The following is a 12,532-nucleotide window of genomic DNA, read 5'->3' as shown; positions in this document are numbered from 1 at the left end:
ATGGGGTGTTTATCGAGACTTCTCCGCATCCGGTACTCACCGGGGCGATCACCGATACGTTGGAGGATTCCGATCCGGTGGTGGTGGGCACGTTGCGCCGTGATGATGGTGGCGCGGACCGGCTGCTGACCTCGTTCGGGGAGGCTTTCGTGCGCGGTGTCGCGGTGGACTGGTCCGCGGTGCTCAAGCCCGGGGCGACCGTGGATCTGCCGACCTACGCCTTCCAACGGCAGCGATACTGGCCCCAGCACACCGAACCGGAAGTGTCCGAAGTGGATGGAGTTGCCGCGGACGCGAGTTTCTGGGCCGCGGTCGAAAACGGGGATGTGCGTGAGCTCGCCGACACCCTGGCGCTGACCGGCGAGCAACTCAGTGAGGTGCTGCCCGCGCTGGCATCCTGGCGGCGTCGCGAACGTGACGAATCCGCGGTCGCAGACTGGCGCTATCGGATCACTTGGGAACCGGTCACCGAGCCGGCAACATCCGTGCTGTCCGGAACCTGGCTCGTTCTCACCCATGCCACCGAGATCGCCGACACCTGTGTGCAGGCACTGCGTGCTCGCGGCGCCGAGGTGCGCCTGGTGGAGACCGGCACGATCGACCGGGACGGCCTCGCCGCCATCGTCTCCGCCGCCCGCTCCGAAAGCGAGCTCGCCGGAATCGTGTCACTGCTGGCCATGGACGAAACCCCGCTGGCCGGGAACCCCATCGTGCCGACCGGCCTCGCCGCGACCCTCGCCCTTGTCCAGGCCTTGGCCGACACCGACGTACGGGCACCGCTGTGGGCACTCACATCCGGTGCGGTCGCAGCCGTTCCGGGTGAGACCCCTTCCGTTGCGCAGGCCCAGGTATGGGGACTTGCGCAGGTGGTCGGCCTGGAACTACCGGAACACTGGGGCGGGCTCATCGACCTTCCAGCCACCCTGGACGATCGTGCCGCCACCCGGCTCGCCGCCGTGCTCGCGGGCAACGGCGAGGACCAGGTTGCGATCCGCCCCGCGGGCCTCGCCGCCCGCCGTCTGGTCCGCGCGCCCCGGCCACGTGCCGACCGCGCCTCCTTCACCCCGCGCGGCACCGTGCTGATCACCGGCGGAACCGGTCTCATCGGCGGTAAGACAGGGGCCTGGCTCGCCGAACGGGGCGCCCGGCGGATCGTGCTCACCAGCCGATCCGGTCCGGCTGCCGCCGGGGTACCGGCGCTGCTCGCGGACCTCGCCGGACGCGGTAGCGCCGTCGAGGTGATCGCCTGCGACACCGCCGAACGCGCCACGTTGGCCGGGCTGCTGGACCGCATCGCCGCGACCGGACCGGCCCTGTCCACCGTGGCGCACGCCGCCGGTGTCGCCCACGGTGCGTTCGTGCCGGACACCACCGTCGAACACCTCGCCGAGCTGTCCGCGGCCAAGGTCGGCGGCGCGTACTGGCTCGACGAACTGACCGCGGACCTCGACCTGGACGCCTTCGTTCTGTTCTCCTCGGGCGCCGCCATCTGGGGCAGTGGACTGCTTGCCGGATACGCCGCGGCCAACGGTGCCCTGGACGCCCTCGCCGAGCGCCGCCGGTCCCGGGGGCTTGCCGCCACCTCGGTGGCCTGGGGACTGTGGGGAGGCGGCGGTATGGGTGCCGGTGACGCGGGCGCGCAGCTGCGCCGCTACGGACTGCGGGTGATGGACCCCGACCGGGGCATTCAGGCGCTCGCCCAGGCCATGGACAATCGCGACGGCCTGCTCGCCGTGACCGATGTGGACTGGGCACAGTTCGCGACCACGTTCACCCTGCGCCGGCCCAGCCCGCTGATCGCCGCCTTGCCGGAAGCCGTCCGCGCGCTCGCCGGTCCCGGTGAGCACACCGAACGGACCACCGAGGGCGAACTGGCCCAGCGGCTGGCCCCGCTGCCGCCGGCCGAGCGCGCACAAACCCTCACCGGAATCGTCCGGGCCGAGGCCGCCGCCGTTCTCGGCCACACTGGTTCCGAGGAGGTCGAACCCGACCGTGCGTTCCGCGATATGGGTTTCGATTCGGTCACCGCTGTCGAACTGCGCAACCGTCTCACCGAGGCCAGCGGCCTGTACCTGCCCTCGACCCTCGTGTTCGACTACCCTTCGGCCACCGCGCTGACCGGCTACCTCCTCGGCGAGCTGTTCGGCGGCACGCAGGCGGAGCCGGACCGGCCGGTTCACGTCGCCTCAGCTGCGGATGACGACCCGATCGTCATCGTCGGCATGGGCTGCCGTTTCCCCGGTGGCGTCGGCAGTCCAGATGAGCTCTGGGACCTCCTCGCCGCGGGAACCGACGCTATCGCCCCGTTTCCCAAAGACCGCGGCTGGGACATCCAGGGCCTCTACGGCCAGGAAGGCGGTTTCGTCCACGACGCGGCCGAGTTCGATCCGGGGTTTTTCGGGATTTCGCCGCGTGAGGCGTTGGCGATGGATCCGCAGCAGCGGCTGTTGTTGGAGGTGTCCTGGGAAGCCCTGGAACGAGCGGGCATCGCGCCCACCTCGCTGAAGGGTTCCCGGACCGCTGTGTTCGCCGGTGGCTGGCTGCAGGTCTACGCCAACGTCCTCGCCAAGAGCTCGATGCAGGGCTACACCCCGGCCAGCGACGGCGGCAGCGTGCTCTCCGGCCGCGTCTCGTACATCCTGGGCCTGGAAGGGCCTGCTCTCACCGTCGACACCGCCTGCTCCTCCTCACTGGTGGCGCTGCATCTGGCGGTGCGGGCGCTGCGATCCGGAGAGTGTGCACTGGCGCTTGCCGGTGGCGTGACCGTGATGCCCACACCGGGAGCGTTCGGTTTCGGATCCGCACTGGCGCTGGCCGAAAACGGGCGCTGCAAGCCGTTTTCCGCTGAGGCCGATGGCATGGGGATGGCCGAGGGGGCCGCGATGTTGGCGGTGGAGCGGTTGTCCGATGCGCGTCGCCTGGGGCATCCGGTGCTGGCAGTGGTGCGGGGTACCGCGGTGAATCAGGACGGGGCTTCGAACGGTTTGACGGCGCCGAATGGTCCGGCGCAGCAGCGGGTGATCCGGGCTGCGCTGGCCGACGCGCGATTGTCCACCGCGGATGTGGATGCCGTGGAGGCGCACGGTACGGGCACTGTTCTGGGTGATCCGATCGAGGCGGGTGCGCTGATCGCGACCTACGGTCAGGACCGCGACCGGCCGGTGTGGCTCGGTTCCATCAAATCCAACCTCGGTCACACTCAGGCGGCGGCCGGAGCGGCCGGGATCATGAAGATGATCCTGGCGATGCGCAATCAGGTGCTGCCGCGCACCCTGCACGCTGAGCAGCGGTCCCCGCACATCGATTGGGATTCCGGGCAGGTGCGGCTGCTCACCGATCCGGTGCCGTGGCCTGCCGAGCGCACCCGGCGCCGCGCGGGCATCTCCGGTTTCGGTATCAGCGGCACCAATGCGCATGTGGTCATCGAGGAACCACCCGTGAGTGAAGAAGAGGTGGCCGAGGCGGAGCGCACTCCGGTGCTGACCACGGATGTGCGGGCGTGGCCGGTATCCGCTCGTACGGCCGAGGGGGTGGCGGCACAGGCGGGCCGGTTGCGGGAATTCGCTTGGACGCGGCCCGGGCTGGCTGCCGCGGATGTGGCGTGGTCGCTGGCGACGACGCGTTCGGTGTTCGGACATCGGGCTGTGGTGGTCGGTGCCGAGTGCGCCGACCTGGTCCGCCGGCTGGCCGCGGTAGCGACCGGACAGCCCGAGTCCGGGGCTATCACGGGCAGCGTCCCGATTGGTGGCGCCGGTGGAGTGGTCTTCGTGTTTCCGGGCCAGGGCAGTCAATGGCCGGGAATGGGACGGCGGCTGCTGGTGGAGTCGCCGGTGTTCGCCGCGCGGTTCGCCGAGTGCGGGCGGGCGTTGTCGTCCTTTGTGGACTGGAATCTCGTCGATGTCCTCGACGGGGCCGAGGGTGCTCCGGAGCTGGATGGTGCCGATGTGTTGCAACCGGCGCTGTGGGCGATCATGGTTTCGCTGGCCGAGGTGTGGCGGGCGGCCGGGGTGACACCGGATGTGGTGATCGGGCATTCCCAGGGAGAGATCGCCGCGGCGTGTGTGGCCGGGGTCTTGTCGTTGCAGGACGGGGCCCGTGTGGTGGCCTTGCGGTCGCGGGCGTTGAGTGGCTTGGACGTCGAGGGCGGCATGCTGTCGGTGGTGCTGCCCGCCGAGCAGGTCCGCGATATCCTGGAGCCGTGGGGCGAGCGGTTGTCGATTGCGGCGGTGAACAGTCCGTCCGCCACCGTGGTCTCCGGTGAGCCGGGGGCGCTGGTCGAGTTCGAGAAGGAGTTGCGGTCACGCCGGGTGATGCGCTGGCGCGTCCCGCAGACGGACTTCGTGGCGCACTCCGCGCTGTGCGAACCGATCCGGACGGAGCTGGCCGAATCGCTGGGCGATATCGCTCCGGCATCCGGGGATATCCGGTTCTTTTCCACCGTCGAGTGCCGCTGGATGGACGGCAGCGAACTGGACGCCGATTACTGGTACGCGAACGTGCGGCAGACCGTGCGATTCGCAGAGGCCACGCTGAGCCTTGCCGAGTCCGGATACCGCACCTTCGTCGAGGTTTCGGCGCATCCGGTGTTGCTGACCGCGGTGGAGGAGATGCTCGATGCGCGGGCGCATCTGCCGGATCCGGTGGTGGTCGCGACCTTGCACCGGGAAGACGGTGGTGCCGAGCGGGTACTGAATGCGCTGGGGCAGGCGCATGTGCACGGGCTGGAGATCGACTGGGCCACGGTGCTCGGCGGTGGCAATCGGGTCGAGCTGCCCACCTACGCCTTCCAGCACCAGCACTACTGGCCCCAGCCCAATGGCGCCGCCGCCGACGGTGCTGCCGATCTCGGCCTGACACCGGTCGGGCACCCGCTGCTCGGCGCGATGGTCGAATCCGCCGACGGCGCCGGATTCCTGTTCACCGGACGGCTTTCCCTGCGCACCCATCCCTGGCTGGCCGACCACGCCGTGCGTGGCACCGTCATCCTGCCCGGTGCCGCGTTCGCCGAACTGGCCCTCGCCGCAGGCGATCGGGCGGGCTGTGCTCGCGTCGACGACCTCACGCTGGAAGCGCCCCTGCTGCTGCCCGAGGACGGGTCGGTACGCGTGCAGGCCACCGTCGGCGCACCGGATGCCACCGGGCGCCGCGAACTGACCATCCATTCCCGGCCCGGCGACGCCGCCGAGGACATGCCCTGGGTCCGGCACGTCTCCGGGCAACTCGCCCCCACCGCCGAGATGCGCGAACCCGCGCCCCAGGACGATCTCGCGACCTGGCCGCCCGCCGGGGCCGAACCGGTGGACACCGACGGGTTCTACACCGTCACCGCCGAGGGCGGATACGTGTTCGGGCCCGCGTTCCAGGGCCTCCGGGCGGTCTGGCGGCGCGACGGCGATGTGTACGCCGAGGTCGCGTTGTCCGAGGAGGTGGCAGCCGATGCCGACTTGTTCGGTCTCCACCCCGCACTGCTGGACGCCGCCCAGCAGGCGGGTGTGTTCGCCACCGGCGGCTGGGAATCCGGAGAGACCTGGCTGTCGTTCGGCTGGACCGGCCTTTCCCTGCATGCCACAGGGGCCCGCGCGGTGCGTGTCCGGCTGCACCAGAACAACGGCGGTGGGCTGGGCATGACCGCGGCCGACACCACCGGCTCCCCGGTGTTCAGCGTGGATTCCCTGGTGATGCGCAAGGCCACCGCCGCGGACCGGCCGAGCGCGGCCGAGCGCGCGAGCGAGGCGCTGTTCGGTGTGGACTGGACCCCGGTGCACGCCACCACACCGCCCGCCGGTCGCTGGGCGGTCCTCGGCGCGGACCCGTTCGGACTGGCCGCCGGGCTCGTCGCGGCCGGCCTGGATGTGTGCTGTTACGACGGTCTTGCCGACCTTGTCGCTGCCGTCGAGGCGGGGGAGAGCGCTCCGGAGACCGTTCTCGCCTGCCCCGCGCGGCGCGACGGGGCGCCTGCCGAACAGGCCCGTAGGGTGACCGGAGAGGCGCTGGGCCTCGTGCAGGATTGGCTGTCCACCGAGCGGCTGGTTCCCGCGCGGCTCGTGCTGGTCACCCAGTCCGCCGTGGCCACGGTTCCCGGTGCGGACGTCACCGATCTGGCCGGTGCCGCCGTGTGGGGACTGGTCCGCTCCGCGCAGTCGGAGAATCCCGAGCGGCTGGTCCTCGCCGACCTGCCCCCGGCCGATGATCCCGGTGCCGAGCCGATCGCTGTCCTGGCCGTCGCGCTGGGCAGCGCGGAAACCGAACTCGCCGTGCGTGCGGGCGGCGCCTACACCCGGCGGCTTGCGCGCCCGGGTAACGGACTGGTTCCGCCCCCAGAAGGGCACCCGTGGCGCCTCACCGCCACGGCACCCGAAGCGGCCGAACTGACACTGGAGCCCCACCCGGAGGCGGCCGAACCGCTGGGTGAAGGTCAGGTCCGTGTGTCGGCCCGGGCAGCCGCACTCGACTATGCCGACCTCTCCGCGCACACCGGAGCACTGGGCCGGGAGATCGCCGGAATCGTCGTGGCTACCGGCCCGGGGGTGGCTGCTCTCGCGGTGGGGGACCGGGTACTGGGTGTGGCGCCAAGTGCCGTCGGCCCGCTCGCCGTCACCGATGCCTACCTACTCGCCCCGATGCCCGCGGGCTGGTCCTTCGCGACTGCGGCGGCGGTGCCGGTGGCGTACACCTGGGCATGGCGTGCCCTCACCGCGGCGGTTCCCGGCCAGCGGGTGCTCGTGCGCGCCGCCGCGACCGCGGCCGGACTGGCCGCCGTGGCGCTCGCCAGGCACCGTGGGCTCGAGGTCTTCGGCATCGCCGAGCCCGGTCAGTGGGCCACCCTCGCCGAACATGGCCTCGACCCCGAACACCTGGCCGCTCCCGGTGACGCCGGAACGCGATTCCCGGAGATGGACCATGTCGTCGAGGGCCCGGCCGATATCGAGGACACCGTCGTCGGGGAAACCCTGGCGCAGGTCGTGGATGTGATCGCCGCGGATGGTCCTGTCCTGCCGCCGGTACGGGTCCTGGACGTGCGCCGGGCCGGGGACGCGATCCGGTTCCTGTCCTCCGAACGGCAGACCGGCAAGGCCGTGCTGACCCTTCCGCCGCACTCCGCGGCACCGCACCCCGCCGGAACGGTGCTCATCACCGGCGGCACCGGCACCCTCGGTGGAATCGTCGCCCGGCATATGGCCGATACCGGACGGGCCGGTGAGGTGCTGCTCACCAGCCGCTCAGGTCCCTGCGCCGCGAGCACCGCCGGACTGGCCGCTGAGCTGGCCGGCCGCGGGGTGGCCACGCGCGTGCTGGCCTGCGATGCCACCGAGGAATCCGCACTGGCCGGGGTACTCGACCGCACGCCCACCCTCACCGGCGTGGTGCATGCCGCCGGTGTGCTCGATGACGGCGTGATCGGTTCGCTGACTCCGGAACGCGTCGATGCGGTCATGCGCCCCAAAGCCGATGCCGCCTGGCAGCTCGACCGGCTCACTCGCCACCGCGACCTGGATATGTTCGTGCTGTTCTCGTCCGCGGCGGCCACCCTCGGTGCACCGGGACAGGGCAACTACGCCGCCGCGAACGGGTTCCTCGATGCCATCGCCGCCCACCGGCGCGCGGCGGGTCTGCCCGCGGTGTCGCTGACCTGGGGGCTGTGGGCCGAGGCCAACGGCATGGGCGAAGCGGTCGGCGGTACCGAGCGTGCCAAGTTCAGCCGTACCGGCGTCGGCACGCTCAGTACTGAACAGGGCCTGGCCCTGCTCGATCTCGCCCTCGCGCGGGACGAGGCACTGCTCGTACCGACTCCGCTGGACGTGCCGACGTTGCGCGCGGTCGCCAGGGGCGGTGGCCGATTGCCCGCGGTACTGCGCGGGCTCGCTCCGGCTCCGCGAGTGGTGCGCGAGGTGTCGACCGGCGCAGGTGGCCCCGCGCTGCGCGAACGGTTCACCGCGGCCGCCGGGCCCGAACGGGAGCAGATCCTCCTCGATGTGGTGCGCGAACAGGCCGCGGCGGTGCTCGGGCACAGCATTCCGGAATCGGTGGAGATCGACACCAGCTTCCTGGAGCAGGGCCTGAACTCGCTGACCGCCGTGGAATTCCGCAACCGGCTGGGCATGGTCACCGGCCTCCGGCTGACCGGCGCGCTTGCCTTCGACCATCCCACGCCGGGAATACTCGCCGCTCAGCTACGCGACCGGCTCGAGGCGGAACTGTCCACAACGGACAAACAGCGGTCCGAGGACGCGGCCGATCCGCGCCGTTACATCGCGGCCGAAGTCGAGCCCGGACCCGTCGCACCGCTGGAATCCCTTGCCACGCTGTATCTCCGTGCCGCACGCAAAGGCCGCGCGGTGGAGGCCATGCGGTTGGTCAGCGGGCTCGCGGCGTTCCGGCGGTCCTTCACTGAACTGTCCGAATTGGACGGTGTGCCGCAGCTGGTGGCGGTCTCGCGTGGACCGGCGGTGCCGGGGCTGGTCTGCCTGCCCTCCTTCGCGGGCACGGCGGACGCGCAGGAGTTCGCCCGGTTCGGCCGGAGTTTCCGCGGTCTGCGCGGGGTGTCCGCGCTGCCGACACCCGGATTCGTCTCAGGGGAGCCACTGGCCGCCAACCCGGAGGTACTGCTGGATGTGCACGCCGCGAGTGTGCGGAAATCGTTGAACAGTGCGAAATTCGTGCTCGCCGGGTACAGTTCCGGCGGTCTGGTCGCACACGCCCTCGCCGCTCGACTGGTGCAGGAGGGCCACGCACCGGCGGCCCTGGTGCTGATCGACACGTTCACTCCGGAAGTCGCGGGGGTGCCGGAGGAGATCCTCGCGGCACTGCCGGGTGCGGTGCTGGCCAACAACCGACAACAGGACGGTCTTGGAGGCGATGACTGGCTCACCGCCCTCGCGCACTATTACGCGTTCGACTGGCGGGAACTACCCCGGATCGATGTCCCGACCCTGGTGGTCCGGGCAGCCGAACCGGCGCCATCCGAACAGGAGGATGCGGGCGGCACGAGCGGGCCGGGGGCCCCGTGGAGCCTTCCCGGCGTGGTGACCGAAGTGGCCGTTCCCGGAAACCACTTCACGATGATGACCGAGCACGCCGACACGACAGCGCGGGCCGTCGAGGACTGGCTCGCCGGACAGGAAGGCGGATTCTGATGAGTGAGCACACGCGGCACCGGCTCGCCGTGATCGGCGGCGGAGTCATGGGAACGAATATCGCGGCGCTGGCCCTCGGGCACGGTGTCCCGGTGGTCCTCGTCGAGCTCGATGCGGACCGGGTGGAGAGCGCGCGTATGACCATTCGGCAAAAGCTCAAACACGCCCAGCTCATGGCCGTGTTGCCGGAAGGGCAGGAACGTGGCGCGCTGGTCACCACGACCTCGGTCAAGGACGCGGCGGACGCGACCACGGTGATCGAAGCGGTGACCGAACTTCCCGAAACCAAGGCCAAGGTGCTCGCCGAGGTCTCCGGTCTCGTGCGGCCGGGGGCCCTGCTGATCTCGAATACCTCATGCATCCCCATCGATGAACTGGCCACATCGGTGGCACGCGGCGAGGAACTGGTCGGCGTGCACTTCATGAACCCCGCGTACCTGATCACCATGGTCGAGGTGATCCGGGGAACCGGTACGAGCGAGGCCACGATGGAAAAGGCCACCGCATTGCTGACCGCGCTCGGCCGTGAGGCGCTGGTGATCGACGACGCCCCCGGTTTCGTCATCAACCGCCTGCTGCACCCGCTGATCAACCGCGCGGCCGGGCTCGTGCAGGAGGGGGTGGCCTCCGCTGAGGTCGTCGACGGCCTGCTGCAGGGCTGCCTCGGCCACACCACCGGTCCGCTGGCCACTGCCGATCTGATCGGTATCGACAATCTCGTCGATTCGCTCCGGGTACTCCATGAGCGCACCGGTGACCCGGAATGCGCCCCATGCGACCTGATGCTGGAGAAGGTCCGCGAGGGGCACCTCGGCCGGAAAACCGGTCAGGGGTTCTACGACTACCGAAAGGTGGACCAATGAGTGCCTCGAACCGGACCATCGATGCGGAGACCGTGGAGGGGGAGCTGCTGGCCTTCCTCGCTGAACGGGTCGGCTCGCCGGTGACTCCCGAGCAGGACCTGTTCAGCGCCGGGCTGGTCTCCTCCATGTTCGCCATGCAGCTGGTGGTGCACCTGGAGGATTCCTACGACCTGGAGATCGTCGGCCCGGAGCTGACCTTGGAACACTTCCGCAGTGTGCGGCGGATGACCGAACTGGTGCTGCGCCTGAGTGCGGGTGCGGAATCGGATGGCTGAGACCAGCGGGCCGACCGTGCTCGACGATCTGGCATTTCTCGACGAGCTGATCGGTACGGGCCCGCAAACCTGGGATGTCATCGGGGAACTCCCTGTCGAGTTACTGCGCGAGCTCGGCGCCATGGGGCTCCTGTGCGCCGAGGTGCCCACCAGGTTCGGTGGTCTCGGCGCGGACAGCAGGCGCAACGGGGAACTGACCGCGCACATCGGTGGCCTGTGCAGCTCGCTGCGCAGCATCATGACCTCGCAGGGGATCGCGGCGACGGCCGTGCGGCGGTTCGGCGACCGGGCGCAGCGGCAGCGCTATCTCGGCGAGCTGACCGGAGGAACCCTTGCCGCGGTCGGGTTCAGTGAACCCGAGGCCGGCTCGGACCTTGCCGCGATGCGCACCCGGATCGAGCGGGCCGGGGACACCGTGACGGTCAGCGGCGAGAAAAGATGGGTCACCGGCGCACGTTATGCCGATCTACTCCTCGTTCTCGGCCGGGACGGCGAGAACGCCGCCGCCGTACTGGTGCCCTCGGACGCGCCGGGGGTGACGGTCGAGCCGGTGCTCGATCCGATGGGGTGCCGCGCCGCCGGTCATTCCCGGGTGCTGCTCGACGAGGTGCGGCTACCGGCATCCGCCGTGCTCGGCGGGGGAGGGCACGCGCTGGCACTGCTGTTCACCACCGCGCTTTCCTACGGCCGGATGTCGGTGGCCTGGGGTTGTGTCGGCATCCTGCGCGCGTGCCTGCGCGCGGCCACCGCACATGCCAAGGTCCGCGAGCAGTCCGGCAAGCCACTCGCCGAACACCAGCTCGTCGCCAAACACCTGGCCAGCCTGTTCACCGCCGAACAAGTGGCGACCCAGGCCTGCCGTCAGGCCAGCGAACGATGGGATGCCGCGGCCCCGGACATGGCCGTGGCCGCGGTACTCGCCAAGCACGTCGGCGCCACCAATGCCGCGCGGTCCGCCGGTGAAGCGGTGCAGGTGCTCGCGTCCTGGGGCGCCCAGGACGGACATGTGGTCGCCCGTGCCTACCGCGACGCCAAGCTCATGGAAATCATCGAGGGCAGCAATGAGATCTCCGAACTCATTCTGGCCGAACACGCCCTCGAGCACTCGTGAAACCGTACATCGGAGAACAGGAGGATTCCGTGTCTGACGAACCGGCCCTGGTCAAATGTCTGGTTTGGGATCTGGACAATACACTGTGGCGCGGCACCCTGCTCGAGGACCCGGAGGTGGCGCTGCCCGACGAGATCCGCGCGGTGATCGTCGAACTCGACGCACGGGGCATCCTGCAGTCGGTTGCCAGTAAGAACGACCACGACCACGCGTGGGAACAGTTGGCGGCACTGGGGATCGCGGACTACTTCGTGGCACCGCATATCGGCTGGAGCCCGAAGTCCGGCTCGGTGCAGGAGATCGCCGAACAGCTCAACTTCGCCATGAAGACCATCGCCTTCATCGACGACCAGCCCGCCGAACGCGCGGAGGTCGCCCATCATCATCCCGCGGTGCGCTGCTATCCGGCGGAGCAGGCGACCGAACTGACCGGGCTGGCGGAGTTCAGCCCGGAGGTGGTCACCATCGATGCCCGCCGTCGCCGCTCGATGTACCAGGCCGGATTCCGCCGTGAGTCGGAGCGCGAGTCTTTCCAGGGCCCGGATGAGGACTTCCTGCGCACACTCGAACTGGTGATGGAGATCAAGCGCGCGGACGAGGTCGATCTGTCCCGGGTCGAGGAACTGACCATGCGCACCAGCCAGATGAACGCGACCGGGGTGCATTATTCCGACGCCGAGCTGCGGGCGCTGCTTGCCGATCCGGACCACGAGGTGCTCACGGTGACACTGACCGACCGGTTCGGCCCGCACGGGGCGGTCGGCGTACTGCTGCTCGGGTATCACGAATCCGTGTGGCACCTCAAACTCCTGGCGACCTCGTGCCGGGTGGTCTCCTTCGGTGCGGGCTCGGTACTGCTCAACTGGCTGGTCAACGAGGCGGCCACCGCTGGTGTGCACCTCGCAGCCGATTTCCGCCGCACCGATCGCAATCGGATGATGGACATCGCCTACCGGTTCGCGGGGTTCACCGAGGACAGCTGCGCCTGCCTTGCCGAACCGGATGACGGGGAGCGAGGCGACATCCAGTTCCGGCACCTGGTCGCCGAGGAGCGCCCGGAACCAACAACCATGCGGGTCCACGCGCCCGCACTCGCCCGCGGTGAGGTGGCGGCTCGGTCGCTCGGCTGAGCCGATCGTGTCCTCGTAT

The 12,532-nt window shown here is 70.0% G+C and carries 5 protein-coding genes; all 5 read left to right on the top strand.

All coding sequences use genetic code 11. The features are described 5' to 3' along the window. Positions 1–92: 92 nt before the first annotated feature. From A37U_RS52025 to A37U_RS0128960, 5 genes are read left to right on the top strand one after another with little or no spacing between them, the layout of a single operon-like run. Positions 93–9,134, top strand: a complete 9,042-nt coding sequence (locus A37U_RS52025) for a type I polyketide synthase (RefSeq protein ID WP_240437701.1) — start codon at positions 93–95, stop codon at positions 9,132–9,134. Further along, complete coding sequence (locus A37U_RS0128975) at positions 9,134–9,997, top strand: 3-hydroxyacyl-CoA dehydrogenase family protein (RefSeq protein WP_020500177.1); 864 nt, start codon at positions 9,134–9,136, stop codon at positions 9,995–9,997. The genes A37U_RS52025 and A37U_RS0128975 overlap by 1 nt, the downstream gene beginning before the upstream one ends. After that, a complete protein-coding gene (locus tag A37U_RS0128970; RefSeq protein ID WP_020500176.1) occupies positions 9,994–10,272 on the top strand; it encodes an acyl carrier protein in 279 nt (92 codons plus the stop codon). The genes A37U_RS0128975 and A37U_RS0128970 overlap by 4 nt, the downstream gene beginning before the upstream one ends. Continuing rightward, positions 10,265–11,383 carry an acyl-CoA dehydrogenase family protein gene (locus A37U_RS0128965; protein WP_020500175.1) on the top strand — a complete coding sequence of 373 codons (1,119 nt, stop codon included), beginning with the start codon at positions 10,265–10,267 and terminating at the stop codon, positions 11,381–11,383. The genes A37U_RS0128970 and A37U_RS0128965 overlap by 8 nt, the downstream gene beginning before the upstream one ends. A 29-nt stretch (positions 11,384–11,412) precedes the next feature. Further along, positions 11,413–12,513 carry an HAD-IIIC family phosphatase gene (locus A37U_RS0128960; protein ID WP_026197719.1) on the top strand — a complete coding sequence of 367 codons (1,101 nt, stop codon included), beginning with the start codon at positions 11,413–11,415 and terminating at the stop codon, positions 12,511–12,513. Positions 12,514–12,532 lie beyond the last annotated feature (19 nt).

The sequence above is a fragment of the Sciscionella marina DSM 45152 genome (assembly GCF_000379465.1).
GTDB lineage: Bacteria > Actinomycetota > Actinomycetes > Mycobacteriales > Pseudonocardiaceae > Sciscionella > Sciscionella marina.
This window is presented reverse-complemented; position numbering and strand designations above follow the sequence as displayed.